This is a genomic window from Nostoc edaphicum CCNP1411, from assembly GCF_014023275.1.
Classification (GTDB): domain Bacteria; phylum Cyanobacteriota; class Cyanobacteriia; order Cyanobacteriales; family Nostocaceae; genus Nostoc; species Nostoc edaphicum_A.
This window is the reverse complement of the sequence record NZ_CP054698.1, coordinates 7,660,081-7,676,155: the sequence shown is the minus strand read 5'-3', so window position 1 is coordinate 7,676,155 and position 16,075 is coordinate 7,660,081. Positions and strand designations below refer to the sequence as shown.

16 protein-coding genes and 1 pseudogene are annotated in these 16,075 nt (G+C 41.0%); 6 read left to right on the top strand and 11 right to left on the bottom strand.

The genetic code is table 11. The features are described 5' to 3' along the window. Positions 1-26 precede the first annotated feature (26 nt). The 4 genes from HUN01_RS34510 to HUN01_RS34495 form a co-directional block, all read right to left on the bottom strand. Positions 27-287, bottom strand: coding sequence for a MoaD/ThiS family protein (locus tag HUN01_RS34510; RefSeq protein WP_181929938.1), 261 nt, complete (start codon positions 285-287; stop codon positions 27-29). Positions 288-578: 291 nt separating this feature from the next. After that, positions 579-869 carry an Asp-tRNA(Asn)/Glu-tRNA(Gln) amidotransferase subunit GatC gene (gene gatC / locus HUN01_RS34505; RefSeq protein ID WP_181929937.1) on the bottom strand — a complete coding sequence of 97 codons (291 nt, stop codon included), beginning with the start codon at positions 867-869 and terminating at the stop codon, positions 579-581. Positions 870-946: 77 nt separating this feature from the next. Beyond that, positions 947-1,468: a photosystem I assembly protein Ycf3 gene (locus HUN01_RS34500; protein ID WP_181932944.1), complete on the bottom strand. Its 522-nt coding sequence runs from the start codon at positions 1,466-1,468 to the stop codon at positions 947-949. A 112-nt stretch (positions 1,469-1,580) separates the two neighbouring features. Then, the gene (locus HUN01_RS34495; RefSeq protein ID WP_181932943.1) at positions 1,581-2,306 is read right to left on the bottom strand and encodes an SOS response-associated peptidase; all 726 of its coding nucleotides are present in this window, start codon (positions 2,304-2,306) and stop codon (positions 1,581-1,583) included. 200 nt (positions 2,307-2,506) lie between these two features. Between HUN01_RS34495 and HUN01_RS34490 the strand changes: the two genes are divergently transcribed. After that, positions 2,507-3,118, top strand: a complete 612-nt coding sequence (locus HUN01_RS34490) for a glutathione S-transferase family protein (protein ID WP_181929936.1) — start codon at positions 2,507-2,509, stop codon at positions 3,116-3,118. 126 nt (positions 3,119-3,244) lie between these two features. Here HUN01_RS34490 and HUN01_RS34485 read toward each other — a convergent pair whose 3' ends face one another. The 3 genes from HUN01_RS34485 to HUN01_RS34475 form a co-directional block, all read right to left on the bottom strand. Next, positions 3,245-3,472 (bottom strand): DUF167 domain-containing protein, encoded by a 228-nt coding sequence (locus HUN01_RS34485; RefSeq protein ID WP_181929935.1) that lies wholly within the window; start codon positions 3,470-3,472, stop codon positions 3,245-3,247. Beyond that, positions 3,450-3,866 (bottom strand): ribosomal maturation YjgA family protein, encoded by a 417-nt coding sequence (locus HUN01_RS34480; RefSeq protein ID WP_181929934.1) that lies wholly within the window; start codon positions 3,864-3,866, stop codon positions 3,450-3,452. Before HUN01_RS34480 ends, HUN01_RS34485 begins: the two co-directional genes overlap by 23 nt. Positions 3,867-4,160: 294 nt before the next feature. Then, entirely contained in the window at positions 4,161-4,712 is a 552-nt protein-coding gene (locus HUN01_RS34475; protein ID WP_181929933.1) for a DUF2231 domain-containing protein, read from the bottom strand. A 726-nt stretch (positions 4,713-5,438) separates the two neighbouring features. Here HUN01_RS34475 and HUN01_RS34470 point away from each other — a divergent pair. The 4 genes and pseudogenes from HUN01_RS34470 to HUN01_RS36730 form a co-directional block, all read left to right on the top strand. Further along, positions 5,439-6,005 carry an HD domain-containing protein gene (locus tag HUN01_RS34470; RefSeq protein ID WP_181929932.1) on the top strand — a complete coding sequence of 189 codons (567 nt, stop codon included), beginning with the start codon at positions 5,439-5,441 and terminating at the stop codon, positions 6,003-6,005. A gap of 185 nt (positions 6,006-6,190) precedes the next feature. After that, positions 6,191-6,721 carry a hypothetical protein gene (locus HUN01_RS34465; RefSeq protein WP_181929931.1) on the top strand — a complete coding sequence of 177 codons (531 nt, stop codon included), beginning with the start codon at positions 6,191-6,193 and terminating at the stop codon, positions 6,719-6,721. 388 nt (positions 6,722-7,109) lie between these two features. Further along, on the top strand, positions 7,110-7,946 hold the full coding sequence (locus HUN01_RS34460) for a CheR family methyltransferase (RefSeq protein WP_181929930.1): 837 nt from the start codon (positions 7,110-7,112) through the stop codon (positions 7,944-7,946). Positions 7,947-8,038: 92 nt separating this feature from the next. After that, positions 8,039-8,254: pseudogene (locus HUN01_RS36730) on the top strand (hypothetical protein); the annotation flags it as partial. Between the two features lie 509 nt (positions 8,255-8,763). Here HUN01_RS36730 and truB read toward each other — a convergent pair. After that, a complete protein-coding gene (truB, locus tag HUN01_RS34455) occupies positions 8,764-9,648 on the bottom strand; it encodes a tRNA pseudouridine(55) synthase TruB (protein ID WP_181929929.1) in 885 nt (294 codons plus the stop codon). 604 nt (positions 9,649-10,252) lie between these two features. On the opposite strand from truB, the gene HUN01_RS34450 reads away from it, so the two are divergent. Then, positions 10,253-10,762 (top strand): hypothetical protein, encoded by a 510-nt coding sequence (locus HUN01_RS34450; protein WP_181929928.1) that lies wholly within the window; start codon positions 10,253-10,255, stop codon positions 10,760-10,762. A gap of 1 nt (position 10,763) precedes the next feature. Here HUN01_RS34450 and HUN01_RS34445 read toward each other — a convergent pair whose 3' ends face one another. From HUN01_RS34445 to HUN01_RS34435, 3 genes are all read right to left on the bottom strand, one after another. Continuing rightward, on the bottom strand, positions 10,764-12,488 hold the full coding sequence (locus HUN01_RS34445; RefSeq protein WP_181929927.1) for a hybrid sensor histidine kinase/response regulator: 1,725 nt from the start codon (positions 12,486-12,488) through the stop codon (positions 10,764-10,766). Positions 12,489-12,923: 435 nt separating this feature from the next. Further along, complete coding sequence (locus HUN01_RS34440) at positions 12,924-13,397, bottom strand: response regulator (protein WP_181929926.1); 474 nt, start codon at positions 13,395-13,397, stop codon at positions 12,924-12,926. 52 nt (positions 13,398-13,449) lie between these two features. Then, positions 13,450-15,765: an ATP-binding protein gene (locus HUN01_RS34435; RefSeq protein WP_181929925.1), complete on the bottom strand. Its 2,316-nt coding sequence runs from the start codon at positions 15,763-15,765 to the stop codon at positions 13,450-13,452. Between the last annotated feature and the right edge of the window lie 310 nt (positions 15,766-16,075).

The following is a 16,075-nucleotide window of genomic DNA, read 5'->3' as shown; positions in this document are numbered from 1 at the left end:
AGCCTTTAACCCAAAGCTGATTTTACTCACCCGCCGCTAACTGGGGGAATTAAGACAACTTCATCCCCATCTTGCAGTAGGGTATCTGGTTCGACAAATATTAGATTAATTCCAAAGCGGGTGACATCACGCCATTGGGAGAGTTCAGGGTGTTCAGCTATGAGGCGATCGCATACTGCTTTGACTGGCATACTATTAGGAAACTCCAGTACCAGTTCCGAAACCTTAAAGGCTTCTTGATAAGCAGCGAACAATTTGACGGTAACAGTGATTGCAGATTTAGACATACAACATATCTTTGGCAGTACCACCAAGTGGTTTAATACTTGAAAAGCACCCTGAACTCTTGAGGTTTATTATACATTAATAACTTTGGTCATTAGTCATTGGTCATTGGTCATTGGTCATTGGTCATTGATGCATAACCTGTCCTTGCGATAACAGTAGCTCTACTTTTATGGTGGTTAAAAACTTTGCCTTTCATAGGACTAATTCAAACCACGTTAAAAACTGGGCGTGGTTTGAATTAGACAAATGACAAATGACAAATGACTAATAACTCTCGCATTGCAGTTTGATTATTCAGCATTAAGGATTTTTGGCACTTTGAAAAATTCGCCTTCTTGTTCAGGCGCACTGTTGAGAATGCTTTCGCGGTCAGGATAGGGTTGCAATTCATCCACCCGTGTGACATTGCTGACATCAATTGCCCGTGTTGTTGGCGGTACATTACTGACATCAAGTTCATTCAGTTGTTCGATATAGTCCAGAATACTTCCCAACTGGGTAGTGAATTGTTCTTCCTCTTCTGGAGTCAATTCTAAACGAGCAAGATTAGCTACTCTGTGAACTTGTTCTTGGTCAATCATCTTTTTTTTAGTTAGGAGTGAGAAGTTAGGAGTTAGGAGTTAGGAGTTAGGAGTTAATAATTCCTAACTCTTCACTTTTAGAAGAATACGTCAATTTGCGATCGCCCGGTGGTTTTCAGCCAGTTTTGGGCTTCGATGTAGTTATTGGGAGCCATGCGAATAGCTCGAATCCAATAGTCTGCGGCTTGGTCAAAAAGTGCTTCGCCAGCCTCGTTATCTCCCGCTTCTTTCTCCTTTTCGCCTTGGTAGTGATAAATCACGGCGATGTTGTTCAAGGCTTGGGGCATACGTGGGTTTAACTCAACTGCCTGGTGATATAGTTCTAAAGCCTTTTCGTGGTCACCATTGCTGGCATAAATTAGCCCCATATTGTAGAAAATATAGCCGCGATCGTTAGTATCTTCCTCTAGTGTTAGGGCTTCTTCATAGTATTCCAATGCCTCTGCATATTCCCCTTCCGCTTGGGCCGACATCCCATCTCGATAATAAACAAACGCTTCTTTAGCTTTTTTGTTGGTTGGCAGGATCTTCAGGATGATATCTGCCATCACTGTAAAGGATTTGTCAACAAAATTATCGTTTTTTTGTGTTCTTGGCATATTTGTCTCTGGGTATTGGGCATGGGGTATTGGGCATGGGGCATTGGGCATGGGTTATTCTCTTTTCCCCCTTGTCTCCCTCATCTCCCCAATTCCTTAGTTCACTCAATAGCTAATTTAACTGATTTGCGGGTGCATTCTTCTCACTTAGGGGTATGATACATTCCGCGCTATTATGCCGAGAGTTGTTTACCAAGGTGCTAACTGGATAGGCAACCATTGCTAGCGCTGGATAGGGACGCAATAGCTGCTGTAGGGTTTGGGGCGTTTGCACTTGCGAATCTAGCCATAAATCGTAATCTTGTGGCTCCAAAATCACTGGCATCCGCTCGTGGATGGGTTGGAGTAATTCGTTAGCTGCCGTTGTCAAAATTGTACAAGAGATTATTTCCTCGTTGGCAGGCGTTCCCGCTTCGGGTTGCCGTAGGCATCGCCATCTCTCCCACAAACCTGCAAAGCCGAAGGGTTGCCCATCTTGGAGACGAAAATAAAACGGCTGCTTCTTACCTTCTTGACGTTGCCACTCATAAAAGCCATCAGCTAGCACTAAACAGCGTCTGTGCTTAAAAGCCGAGCGAAAAGCGGGTTTTTCGGCAACAGTTTCTGCTCTCGCGTTAATCAGCTTTGCCCCCATGCCTGCATCTTTCGCCCATGACGGAATTAACCCCCAATGCAACTGCTTAAATTCACGCTTTTCGCTTTCGGGATTTTGTAACACTGTTGCCACCATTTGCGTAGGTGCAATATTATATTCGGCTGCTAAATCTGGAACTGACTCTACATGGAAAACTTGAGATAATCCTTCTGACGACTGGTTTAGAGTAAATCTTCCACACATACTTTTATTCTCGACCATTGACTGTATTAAACATCTCATTCTAGAAATAAATAATAATTTTTTTTATTTTCTCAGATAATTTTATGTAGTACGCTCAGATGCTAAATATTAAAAAAAATATCCGGTTTTGGGAAAATCTTTTGGTAAGATATTGTATTTTGAACCTTCAGTTATCAACATATTCCTAGCTGTATTTTAGCATGAAACTACTGCGTCTGTACGATTTTTTACCTTCTGGCAATGGCTATAAGATACGTCTTTTATTGACACAACTAGGTATGCCTTTTGAGAGGATAGAGCTTAACATCTTGAAAGGCGAGACTCGAACACCAGAATTTTTAAGTAAAAATCCCAACGGTAAGATACCTGTTCTGGAAATCGAGCCAGGGAAATATTTGGCAGAATCAAATGCCATATTAGTGTATCTAAGTGAAGGCACAGAGTTTTTACCTTATGATCGCTTTTTACGAGCGCAAGTGCTGCAATGGTTATGCTTTGAACAATATAGCCATGAACCTTTTATTGCTAAATCAAGATTTTGGATTTCTATTTTAGGTAAAACTGAAGAATATAGTGAAGCTATCAATCAAAACCGTGAACCAGGTTATGCAGCACTAAACTTGATGGACAAACACTTAACTTCTCACACTTTTTTTGTAGGGGAGCGTTACACGATCGCTGATATCGCCTTGTTCGCCTACACTCATGTAGCTGATGAAGGTGGGTTTGATTTGACACAATTTCCTGCTATCCAAGCGTGGATAGAAAGAGTCAAAGCTCAATCAAGGTATATCAGTATTACACAAGCATAAAAATTAGATTTTGTGAGTTTCTGTCTCTCGTTTCTTGGTTCTAGTAGAGCATTTACTGGGTGAGATATAGCCTCACATTCTTCAAGAGGCAGAAGAGTTTTCAAAAAAGGTGTTAGTAAGCAGCAACTAAGTATCTGTATCAATTTCTAACAGCTTTTGCCGCGAGGACAAACCTGACTTAATTCTGATATGAGATTTGGGTAAATCAAATTTCTCTGCTAGTAGTTTAATTAACTCTTCATTAGCCTTACCATCAACTGGGGGAGATTTTAAATACACAGTCAGACTGCCATCAGGTTGTTCTTCAATCTTTTGCTGTTTTGAATTAGGTTTAACCTTGACTTTTTTTTGCATAACCTATTCCGTGTAATTGTCGCAGCCACAACCAACCTAAAACACAACCCAATAGATAATGAGGAAAATCCCACCAAACAAAGGTGGTGCCAAGTAGCAATTTACCTATCAAAGTGGCGCGAATCTCCTCTAATAGTGGCGGATGCCAAAGTTGCAAGAATTCTAGTATACAGGTGATGACAAAAACCCATATAGGAATTTGGATTATCGCTGCCCGACTTCTGAAAAACCAAAATGCGAACAGACACCAAAATATTTCATAAAATACAGCTGCTCCGTAGTCATTAAACCACTGATCAGCAGGCCCATTATAATACTTAAACAAAAAGCCCATCGGTATAACGATGAGCGCAGAAAGAATAATAAATATTGTTTGGTTACGGTTTTGGCGCATTTGCTACAGAATAGAGACTAAGCAAAATTTTAGCCTCTACTATCCCTTTGTCAATAATTCGTAATTTGGGATATTACACGTTATACCAATTCTGTAGGAAGATGCACATAATAGTCCCCCCGATGTTTTGGGCTACGGTGTACACACAAGTCTGAAATCGCTGATTAATTAAGGTTTTACCCCACCCTAACCCTCCCCGATGCATTGGGGAGGGAACTAGATTTTCCGGTTTCCCCCCAATGCATCGGGGGGATTAAGGGGGGTAAATATATGCAACTTCACAAATAAACGGTATTAAGGATATCTTCTGCTACCTGCACCCACTACACCGATTTTGTGGCGATAGGAGAGTTCGGCACCGAACCACCCGGAAACACTAGTTAGTGTACCGACAATAAGCGAGATTAAAAGTCCCCAAGGTACTATTCGGGATTCAGCGTCGCCCCAACGCAGGAGAAAATTGATGAGTGATAAAACTAAAATAGAAACGTTAAGTATCAAATGCGCCCAACCGGCAGTACGCTTGCGGACTCGTTCAATTTTCAAAAAGTCGCTGAGGCCGATCGCAGATGCAAGTACGCCTCCAGCTAATCCGAGTCCGATTAACCATAGCGAAGCCCTAGCCCAAAAGAAGTCACCAGTTAACCAGTAGCCGATGTCACTTCCCAAGGCGGCGGCTAAAAAGGCGATGGGAAAGATCACACTCAATGGGTGTAGAGGATGTCCTGCGATCGCAACTGTGCTAGGTACGCCAGTATCACGATACTCACTGTCGTTACTTTCAATAACTGGTGGAATATTTGGAAAAGGTGTTGAATTTGTTTGTGTTGTTTCTGTAGTTTCCATTATTAGTATCCTGAATTTATGAGCGTTATATTTTGAAGCTAAAAGATTTTTTTAACATAAGCTTCAGCTTGTAGGGTTACTTTGTCTAGTTATACTTTTAGTTTTTCTACTGGTTTATTCAGCACCTGTTCTCTTAATCTAGAACTATTTTGCATGATTAATTTAACTCCTGCTGAAAACAACATATCTTGAAGGTAATTTAATAAAATTCCATCATATTTTTATCTATCTAGCGATGTAATATGGGTTTAAATGTTGTCTATCTAAAAGTATAATGATAGTATTTGCAATAAAAAAATGCTTTTATATCCAGATTTGTGAAGACGTAGACGCATTCTTTGGCAACTAGCACTTAGCTCAAAAACTTCACCTAAATTCTGACTTTCTAGGCAATTAAATACATAGGCTCCTACTTTGATTTCTCGACCACCAGAAAATCTACCAGTTGGAGCATCATTTCTAAAGTACTATTAGCATTGAGTTCAAACGGCAGTTCTGGGTTTTGCGAACTCATCAGCATTAATTATTCATTAGTGACAGCATACAAAGACTGCACCGCTATTTTTTCACTGTTGATGATAACGCCGTAGCAAGCTTGATAAATATTTCAATTTTAGCTCTGTACCCCTGTTATCCTTTGTGACCTCTGGACTTGGAGCGGTTTGTTATAAAATTGACACAAGCCCTTTCTTTATTCGGCGGAGTTATTCTGACTCCTTTTATACAATGCTCTCAGAACGCTTTACCGCAGCCCTAACTTATGCCACCCAACTGCACGCTAACCAAGTTCGTAAAGGTTCAGGCGTCCCCTATGTTGCCCACTTATTAGGTGTCGCCAGTATTGCTTTAGAATACGGGGCAAATGAAGATGAAGCGATCGCAGCCCTCTTACACGATGCGATCGAAGACCAGGGCGGCGCCGCGACACGGGAAGAAATTCGCCGTCGCTTTGGTGACAATGTAACAGCAATTGTAGATGGTTGTACTGACGCTGATACAACTCCAAAACCCCCCTGGCGACAGCGCAAAGAAGCTTATATTGCTCATATTCCTACCGCTTCTCCATCAGTTCTGCTTGTGTCATTAGCAGATAAACTGTACAATGCCCAATCTATTCTTAAAGATTATCGCGTTTTAGGCGAATCACTTTGGGAACGTTTTCAGGGGCGTAAAGAAGGAACTCTTTGGTATTACCGAGCGCTTGTAGATGCCTTCAAAAAGACTGAAAGCACTGTAATCATTGACGAATTAGAACGAGTAGTTGCACAAATTGAGGTATTAGCATCTTCATAAAAAACTTTATTTACCCAGAAGGAGAAAAAAAATTCATAGGAACTAGACAAATAACCTTTTTAAAGACACGATATAGTCATATCTCTCACAAAGAAATTTTTGCTTTTAGTTTCTCTCTCTAGACAAAAAATCTCTCCCTCGGTAGATAGGTGTACTTACATGATTATGGCTGCTATTTTACCAATATGACGATAGTAAGACAAAACACCCTAAATACAAACGTAAATTCTTCAGTAAGTCCTCCAGAAAACTTGGCAGAAAAGTATATTGAAGCAGAGCGTATGCATGATGTTCTGCTTTTACTGCAAAACTTGATTAACAGTGAAGAAGCCACTGTAAAATTAATTCTGGGTTGTCTCTATGATGTTGGTTCAGTCAATCTGATCAACCAAAAGCTTCGCTCAAAGCCTCTAAATAGGGTGATGAAATTAATAGCCAGAATGTCCAAACCAGTTTTTAAAACTTTAGCTTTTAATTGGTTTAAGAAAAACTGTCCCCAACTAATTACTAGTTGGCTACATACACAGGTGTCTTTTGGAAATCTACCAAATACACCCCAACAAGTACCAATCGAAGTTACAGAACTACAACCATATTCCATACCACAGACAGAAAATCTGAGCCAAGAGATTAAAAATCTGCGTTACCAAGTGAGATGGCTAGCTGGGATTGCAATAATTGCGATCGCTGTTTTAGGAGTAGCAGCAATTGGTTAAACTGAAACCCATAAGTAGCACCGCAATCAAGTTTAATTGATCCAGCAAGCTACTTTAGACATAAAATCTATTTGGGTTTTACCGTAACGCTAAATTGTTTGTAAACATTTTCTTTATTTCTTTCTTCTGGTGCGTCTGCTGCGCTAGCTTACTTCTTTGCAGGAGTCTTTGTACTTTGTGTGGTTCCAGTAACTTTGCTGCGCGTAGCTTACTTGTCTGTAGGAGTACGCGATTTGTGTTCATTATTTTTTGTTCATGAACTATCTGTGATTGCTATATGGTCAAAAAATTATTAATTGATAAGATATCCTTAATTAATGCTAACGAGTAATAATTACGAATTACAAATTACAAATTACGAATTACGAATTACGAATTACAAATTATTATGCCTCTGCCCAAACCGATCTTAGAGGACATCGAAATACATCTGCTTTTGGAAGGCATGTATCAGTACTATGGTTATGATTTTCGGGATTATGCTATTTCCTCACTTAAGCGCCGCATTCATAGCTTCATGCAATTAGAGGGGTTAGCAAATGTTTCTGCATTGCAAGAGCGGTTACTCCACAACCGGGCCTATTTGGAACGATTTTTGCTTGCTCTGACGGTGAATGTAACATCAATGTTTCGCGATCCCAGCTTTTATAACACCTTCAGAAATCAAGTTATTCCCTTCTTACAAACCTATCCATTTATTCGCATCTGGCACGCTGGATGCTCAACCGGTGAAGAAGTATATTCAATGGCAATTTTACTGCAAGAAGAAGGACTTTACCACCGTTGCCGTATATATGCTACTGATACGAATGAGAAGGTATTACAAAATGCCAAAAGTGGGATTTTCTCCCTGAAATTGATGCAGGAATATACTCAGCTTTATCTAAAAGCTGGTGGCAAAAAGTCTTTTTCAGAATATTATACAGCAGCTTATGACAATGCTATTTTTCGAGCATCCCTAAGAGAAAATGTTGTTTTTGCCCAGCACAATTTAGCAACTGACGGTTCTTTTAATGAGTTTAATGTCATCCTTTGTCGTAACGTCCTCATATATTTCAATCAGGTACTTCAAAAGCGGGTACATGAACTGTTTTATAATAGCCTCTGCACCTTTGGTATTTTAGGTTTAGGACGACAAGAATCCATCAGGTTTACTCCCTATGAACAATACTATGAGGAGATAATCAAAGGCGAGAAAATATATAAAAAAATTGCAGGTAGCTGAAGAGAATGCTCTGAGATGGGAAAATAAGCAGCGCCCTGAAAATTATCAATAAAATTGCGTTTGCCATCAAACATTTTTAATTGTGTTTAAAAAACAGATATAGCGTAAAAACAAAGCGGCTTGTCCCTAGATATCGCCATACAGGTAAGGTATTTGCTATCCAGATGAAAGTACAAAGTATTGCTTCTAAATACGGTTTTACTTATCATTTGAATATGAGTTGAGTTCCGAAAAACGTCAGCGATGGATTTGCTTGGTATGAGTATGCCTTTTTTGCGATCGTACCCAATACAAGTTATTTGGTTTAATACCAATTTTTTATGAAGCTGTATATAATTCGATCCCCACTAGCCCCCCTTATTAAGGGCTACGGTGTATACACAAGTCTGAAATAGCTGATTAATCAAGGTTTTACCCCACCCTAACCCTCCCCTTGCAAAGGGGAGGGAACTAGATTTCTTTTTCCCCCCTTTCCAAGGGGGGACTAAGGGGGGTAATTCAACTTGTGTGTACACCGTAGTTATTAAGGGGGGGAACCGGAAGAACATATATCATATCAAAGTCCCCCTTTTTAAGGGGGATTTAGGGGGATCAAGATATATGCAACTTCACATTAAATTGGTTTAAAAAGAAAGAATTCAGAAGTCAGGAGTCAGAATTGAATTATGTGCAAGGGTAGTGAGTCCGCGTACCCTTACAGCTAACAAAGTAAGCTACACGCAGTGTCTCATAGAGAACATCTTGATTCTTACCGGAGCTAACGGAAACCTCTCCGGCTCCACTCCTAAATTCTGAATTCTGACTTCTGAATTCTTCTTCAAGAAATTGGTTCAAAAACCATTTGAGGAATCAACACTTCATCTTGTAATTCTCCAACACCCAAAAAGCGAGTCTCTTCTTCGTAAACTCGCACCATCCCAGTAACATCAGAATTTAGAGAAACTCGCTGACCTTGACACCATTTTTGAGCAGATGTTGCTGGTAAAGTAACAGACAACAAATGTTGCAAGGCTGCATCAGGGGCAAAAGGTTGAAATGTCCCGGCTTGCAGTTTAGTTTCTAAGTCGCTCAAAGTGAGACTATCTGTTAAATCGAAACCACTGCTTTGGGTGCGGATTAAAGCCGCAAGAGTGCCACCTGTTTTTAAGATTGCACCTAAGTCACGAGCGATCGCTCTAATATATGTACCAGATCCACATGCGATCGCAACATCCAATTCGGGAAAATCTCCTTCTCTCCAGTCCAAAATTTCTATGTGAAAAATTTCCACTGTCCGCACTGGAACTTCCACTATTTCACCTTTACGTGCTAAATCGTAGAGGCGTTTACCATCTACTTGAATTGCACTGTAACTCGGTGGTATTTGCTCAATCTTGCCTTCAAATTGTGCCAGTACAGTTTTCACCTCTGCCAAACTCAATCCAGCACAAGGTTGAGAATTGATGATTTCACCTTCTAAATCATCGGTTGTAGTCCGCACACCCAGGCGAATCGTAGCCTTGTAAGCTTTGTTTTCTGGGAGATATTGCAATAGTCTTGTGGCTTTACCAAGTGCGATCGGTAAAACCCCTGTAGCGGCTGGATCTAAGGTTCCCGCATGTCCTACACGTTTGAGGCGCAATAATTTTCGCACCCGCGCTACGCAGTCGTGGGAAGTCCAGTCAGATGGTTTGTTTAAGTTGAGAAAACCTTGAAATAACACAAAATCAATACTTACAGCTTCTAAACTCTATTAAATACTCATTTAATGCCCAAAGCATTAATATTTGGTAATCAAGGCTTAATTAAGCATTAATTTATACACATCAACTAGGCTAAATACATTCTCTAATACCAATTCTGTATGAAGATGCACCCTTGCTAAGGGCTACGCTGTACACACAAGCCTGAAATCGCTGGTTTTACCCCACCCTAACCCTCCCCTTTACAAGGCTACGGTGTACACACAAGTCGAATTACCCCCCTCAATCCCCCCGATGCATTGGGGGGAAGCCGGAAAATCTAGTTCCCTCCCGGAGGGCTAGGGTGGGGTAAAACCTTGGTTAATCAGCTATTTCAGACTTGTGTGTACACTGTAGCTTTACAAGGGGAGGGAACTAGATTTCTTTTTTCCCCCCAATGCATCGGGGGGATTAAGGGGGGTAAATATATGCAACTTCACAAATAAACGGTATAAGTACTTTACCGAATAATGCACAAAAAACGCAGATAACGTTGAGCATGTACAGTAAATACCACGATGTCACTTATAAGTGACAATACATATTATTGTAATTAATAAAGAAATTTTATAGAAAATTCATAAAATGAAAAAAACAATCTTCACTACTACATTAATTCTTTGTTCTATGTTGATTGCAAGTTGTGGCGATGGCAATACTGCTTCTCAACAAAATCAAGTTAATCAAGCAAAGACTGCAACAATTACTCCAGTTAATTCTGAATCTATCTCTGCAAATAAAGAAAAGATAGATAATATCGAAGCTAGCAAAAAAACTAGTAATTCAACATCAAATGAAAAAACACCTATTAAAAACAATAAAACTAATGAAGTTCCTAACGATAAACCGACATTGGGTACTATCAAAGAGATGCAAAATGGAGACTTAAAATGTTACGTTACTGTTCTCGATGAGAATGGTAAATTACATGAAGGTGTCGGTGCAACATTTGATGTTTGCGAACCAGAGAAATACGTGAATAAAAAAGTACGAATGTATTATCAGATAGAAAACGTCAGTGATTGCCAAAGTTCTGAACCTTGCGGAAAAACAATCAAAGAATGGCTGATTAGCAAGATAGAAATTAGAGATTAGATCAAGTTGATGATGGGGATAGTTGACCTATTGGGCATATCTTCGGTAAGTTGACTGTAACTTTAGTTCCTTGCCCCACTTCACTAGACAAGGTAATATTACCACCATGTAACTCAACACAACCTTTAGCGATCGCTAGCCCTAAGCCTGTACCAGGAATTGTGTCAACGTTACTTCCACGACTGAAGGATTGAAACAAATTTTCTTGATCTGCTATCGGGATGCCAATTCCCTGATCTTTGATGTAAAAGATTACTTCTGATTCTTTACTGATGAGGTGGAATTCCACAGTACCTCCATCTGGAGAGTACTTAATTGCATTGGATATTAAGTTAATAAAAATTTGCTGTAAAAGTCCGCGATCGCCCCAAAATTCCTGGTTTTTGCCAGTAATTTTAAAAATCAATTCGTGGCGATCGCCTGCTGTTTCTCGCTCTTGTTCTATGAGGTCGGAGAAAAAATGTAGTAAATCGAGTGGGATTGGTTTAAACTTGGGTTTTTCTAGTTCAAATTGGTTAACCAGAAGCATATTATCCACAAGTTTGGACATATACCTTGCTTTCTGTTCAATGATTCCCAAAAACCTCTGTTGTTTAGACTCATCTAGTTGCTGACTATGTTTTGCCAAAGTTGATGCAGCCGCCAAAATTGAAGTTAGCGGCGTGCGATACTCATGGGAAACCGTTGCAATAATTTGGGATTTAAATACATTGAGTTGCTTTTCTTTGGCAAGGGCTGCTTGAGTTTGGGCTAACAATTCCGCCTGTTGAATAGCGATCGCTAGTTGCACTGATACTTCATTGAGCATCTCCGCATCATCAGTTTGCCAGTGTCGTTCCCCAGAATTATGGTGAGCAATCAATAAACCCCAAAGCTTGGGCGTTGGGTTCCCATTATTACTCAGATTAATTGGAACTACGAGATTTGCTTTAGTATTAAATTGCTCTTTTAGGCTGACACAATTACACAAGCCAAGCTCATAAATATAAGGGATTGGGTATTGGGGATTAGACATGGGAGCAGGGGGAAGAGTGCAGAGGAGAGGAATTTTCCCCCTGCTCCCTGCTCCCTGCTCCCCAGCTTCTTCGCCAGTCCCCGCACCAATGCGATCGCACAATTCGACAGTGCGGTATGATTCAACTGATGAGGCAACTATTTTACCGTCTGCATCTGGGGCGAACTGATAGACCATCACGCGATCGCACTTCAGGAGTTGCTGTACCTCGGCTACAGCCGTATTCAAAATTTGCTCTAAGTTAAGAGACTGGCGAATTCGTAAAGCAGTCGTGGCAATTAGGCGCTGTCTATCTTGAGTTTTCTGGAGTTGGGCTTGCAAGCACGATTGCTTAATGGCGTTGCGGACTGCTAGTTGCAGCACATCCTGTGTCAAATGTTGCTTGACTAAATAATCCAAAGCACCCCGTTTCATTACTTGCACAGCAACCTCTTCATCGCCACGCCCTGTCAACATAATTACGGGGACAGAAGTCTCAAATATCTCCTGCTGCATCTGATCGAAGAGTTCTAACCCACTCATATCAGGTAGGCAAAAATCCAGCAGAATGACATCGCAGCGGACTTTTTGGCACAAAGCAAGTCCATCTTCGGCACAATCTGCCTCCAAAATCTGGTAGGACTGGTGCGGATCTTTCAAAAGATACCGACGATAGATTTTTCGATCGGCGGCACAATCATCGATGATGAGTAGCGTCCGTATGTCCAACATAAGGTTATGAGGATCAGGGAGCCATATAGCTGACTTTTCACGCCATCTGGAAAACCTCTCTCTAAATCTCTCTCCTAAAAGGATGAGAGACTTTGAATTTCTCCCTTCCCGCATCGGGAAGGGGGTTAGGGGGTTAGGTTTTCCACATAACGTGAAAAGTCAGAGCCATATAGATCCCTTTTATCCAGATTGTGTTTTTATTGCATAATTCTAAAAATAATATAAAATAAGTATAAATAAAATCTTAAATTCTTTAGTAATTCTAAAGTAATACAAGCAGTCGAGCATCAGTAAAAAACAGGAAAATGGGGAAAACACATCTATCAGAGACAAGCAGACACAGTGACTCAAAGAGGAAAATGTCGCTGTGTCCTCTGAGCCGTCTCCTTAGTTATCCCATTGTCCCTACTGTCTCATCAGCAGAAAATAAACAAATTAATCCAAGACGGGCGGCGTATTGGCTTCAAGCCAGTAGTCCACAAATGCCTGGATCGTCTTTTTTAATTCCTGAGCATCCATCGGCTTTACCAGATATCCATTTGCGCCCTTTTGGTAGCACAATTCAATATCCTTGGGGTTAGATGATGTGGTAAAAACAACGATGGGAATTCCCTTGAAACTCTTGTCTTGCTTGAGCCGATCTAAAATCTCACGGCCATCAATACCTGGCAGATTGAGATCGAGCAAGATCACAGAGGGTCGTAATGCTACTTTAGAGTTGGGTAAGTCTTCGCCCTTAGCGTAGGCATCTTTCCCCAGTTGATAGAGGAACTCTAAAACCTCATCTCCATTAGTACAACGGTGTATGGGGTTTTGGACAGCCATGCGCCGCATGAGGCGTTGCAGCATCCGAAAATCTTCATTGCTGTCCTCAACAACGAGCAGCGGTTCATGAAGTTTTTTTGTCATTCGTGGTCTTAAAAGAGCTTAACAAAAATACATATTTAGTCATTATCTTAAACTATTCCAGCGTAAAATAGAACATTGAGCCAACGCCTAGGGTAGATTCAACCCAAATTTTACCGTTGTGAAGCTCAACAATCTTCTTAACAATAGCTAGTCCAGCACCTGCTCCTCCACCGTATTTTTCCTGGGAATGGAGCCGCTTAAATAATCTAAAAATGGTTTCTAGGTGATGCTGTGGAATTCCAATACCGTTATCGCGGATATAAAAGATTGGGTATGGGGCATGGGGCATTGGGCATTGGGCATGGGTTATTCCCCTTGTCTCCCCCTGCTCCCTCCGCCCCTCTGCTTCTTCTTGAGAAAGATAGCCAATCTCAACCCATTGCTTTGCTTTATCGTTGTATTTGAAGGCATTACCAAGCAGATTACTGAAGACTTCATTAACGAGAACTCGGTCACACTGAACTGTTGGCAAAGGCCGAGGAATACGAATATCCATCAGTCCAGAGTCTTGGCGACTAGCACGAAAGACTTCAATTACTTGGGTGAGTAATTCGTTGAGGTTAGTTGCTTGCTCTCGCAGGTGCGCTTGTCCTAACTGTGAGAGTCGCAGCAAAGCATTAATGAGAGTTTCCATGCGTACAGACAATGAGACTACTGTTTGCAAGCACTCAATTCCTTCATCATCTAATAGTTGACCATAATCTTCTAGCAGCACTGTCGAGAAGTTATAAATGCCCCGCAAAGGTTCCTTGAGATCATGGGAAGCGGCGTAGGCAAAGGATGCTAGTTCTTGGTTGCTGCGCTCTAACTCCAGGTTGATTTTAGCTAACTCATCCGCCTTTGAGAGTACAATACCAACGATCGCATTATTGAGAGCGATCGCACTATCAAGTTCACAAGCTTTCCAAGGTAGAGAGGTTAATCTAACCGTTTCTTGCCATTGTTCAAAAGATTTTCGTGGAGATAAAGTATGGCTACCATCTGCCTTGGTTTGAATAGATTCCTGTGGATTTCCAGCCCAGTGTACCGTTTGGAGAACTTCAGGACGAAACCAAAGGATGTAATAGCGGCGAATTTTAGAAATCCGCAGTAGCAGCAAACCACTCGCAGTATCTTTAAATCTCAGCGCCTCTGGGTAAAGCTTGGGTAGAGAATCAGTGGAAAACAAGTTGTCACTAACTTGGATATCCGCCCATTCAATGAGCGCCCGAACTTCATCAATATTCGGTGTTGTTCCCACAAGGGTAATTTCATTATCTAGACAAACTGCCGCTCCAGAGGCACTAACAAGATCGAGCAAGCGGATTTCAGGTTTAATTAGAGCATCGATAAAATTGTCTGCTTGGGAAATAGACTCAAGGAACTCGGACTGTAGCGATTTGAGTTTTACCTTATAATCCCATTCTGAGTGACTAATTTTGTGCGCTAATTCTGAAGAGACGATTTGTCCCAAAAATTCGCACATCTTGCGGACTTCGTAAGAAATATACTTTGGTGTTTGATGGTGACAGGATATTAATCCCCAAAGCTTCTGCTCTTGAATGAGCGAAATCACCAAAAGAGCTTTTACTCCCATATTTTGATGATATTCTGCACAACACCAATCAAAACTCCGTAGTAGACAGTAGCTTAAGTCAAGATGCTGATGTGTTGTCGGGTTTTCCGTTGGAATTAGTTTGACAGGTTCGGCAGTCAAATCAGGGAGAAATCGGAGAAAGCAGCGCGTGTATAACTCCCTAGCCTGAGCCGGAATGTCTGTAGCGGGATAGTGGAGTCCTAAATAAGGTGATAAATCTTCCCGTTTGACTTCTGCAACAACAGAACCCGCTTCTGACTGGTCAAATTGATAGACCATCACCCGATCAAAACCAATGATTTTTTGGACTTCTTCAGCTATTAAATGCAAAAATTCTATCAGATTGGATGTGCTTTGCATTTTTGCGATCGCAACACCTGCCAAAGTATGGAAGCTTAAGAAACTCAACTCCGATTTTGAGTCAGTAGGTTCTAGCTCCAGAATCACAGCCTCTTCTGTACGATGAGCAATAGCGTCAAAGTATCGTTCCTCATGCGAGGTATTTATTAATACTTTGAAAGCATTAGCACTGCCAATTTTTTTCACCAAGCACTGCTTAACAGTTTCCACTTGCAAAGAGTTAAGTAAATAGCTCAAAGGCTTGCCAAGTAAATCTTCTGGCTCCTTGCCCAAATATGCTTGGGTATTGTTGCTAACTTGCAGTATCTCTAGCTGAGTACTGAGTGCTAGTAGAACTCCATGAGGTTGAATAGAGCCAGGTATGTGAATAGGTTTGCGATCGTGGTTAGTCAGGGCTGTTGCTTGGGCTGTAGTATATTCAGGCTGGCTCATAACTGAACTTATGTAAAGCTGACTTTTACAATAGCGCAATTAAATGTCACATTTCTTTAAAGTATATGCCGATAAGTTATGAATGCGATCGCATCTCAACTGTACTTATTACGGTTGCAGCAGATTGCAAGTTAATGAAGTACAAAAATATCCCACTCTAACCCTCCCCGTATGTATTGGCTACGGTATACACACAAGTCCTAAAAACCTAGCTTGATAAGCATTTCCTCGTTCCCAGCCTCCGCCTACGCACTAACTCAAAAACAGCGATCGCCTATGAGCAATAAGGGTGTTAGGATATCTTTCACCA

Bases quoted from the DNA above. Each gene is read 5' to 3' on its own strand.
- HUN01_RS34510 (WP_181929938.1), bottom strand. From the start codon at position 287: ATGTCTAAATCTGCAATCACTGTTACCGTCAAATTGTTCGCTGCTTAT.
- gatC (WP_181929937.1), bottom strand. From the start codon at position 869: ATGATTGACCAAGAACAAGTTCACAGAGTAGCTAATCTTGCTCGTTTA.
- HUN01_RS34500 (WP_181932944.1), bottom strand. From the start codon at position 1,468: ATGCCAAGAACACAAAAAAACGATAATTTTGTTGACAAATCCTTTACA.
- HUN01_RS34495 (WP_181932943.1), bottom strand. From the start codon at position 2,306: ATGTGTGGAAGATTTACTCTAAACCAGTCGTCAGAAGGATTATCTCAA.
- HUN01_RS34490 (WP_181929936.1), top strand. From the start codon at position 2,507: ATGAAACTACTGCGTCTGTACGATTTTTTACCTTCTGGCAATGGCTAT.
- HUN01_RS34485 (WP_181929935.1), bottom strand. From the start codon at position 3,472: ATGCAAAAAAAAGTCAAGGTTAAACCTAATTCAAAACAGCAAAAGATT.
- HUN01_RS34480 (WP_181929934.1), bottom strand. From the start codon at position 3,866: ATGCGCCAAAACCGTAACCAAACAATATTTATTATTCTTTCTGCGCTC.
- HUN01_RS34475 (WP_181929933.1), bottom strand. From the start codon at position 4,712: ATGGAAACTACAGAAACAACACAAACAAATTCAACACCTTTTCCAAAT.
- HUN01_RS34470 (WP_181929932.1), top strand. From the start codon at position 5,439: ATGCTCTCAGAACGCTTTACCGCAGCCCTAACTTATGCCACCCAACTG.
- HUN01_RS34465 (WP_181929931.1), top strand. From the start codon at position 6,191: ATGACGATAGTAAGACAAAACACCCTAAATACAAACGTAAATTCTTCA.
- HUN01_RS34460 (WP_181929930.1), top strand. From the start codon at position 7,110: ATGCCTCTGCCCAAACCGATCTTAGAGGACATCGAAATACATCTGCTT.
- HUN01_RS34450 (WP_181929928.1), top strand. From the start codon at position 10,253: ATGAAAAAAACAATCTTCACTACTACATTAATTCTTTGTTCTATGTTG.
- HUN01_RS34445 (WP_181929927.1), bottom strand. From the start codon at position 12,488: ATGTTGGACATACGGACGCTACTCATCATCGATGATTGTGCCGCCGAT.
- HUN01_RS34440 (WP_181929926.1), bottom strand. From the start codon at position 13,397: ATGACAAAAAAACTTCATGAACCGCTGCTCGTTGTTGAGGACAGCAAT.
- HUN01_RS34435 (WP_181929925.1), bottom strand. From the start codon at position 15,765: ATGAGCCAGCCTGAATATACTACAGCCCAAGCAACAGCCCTGACTAAC.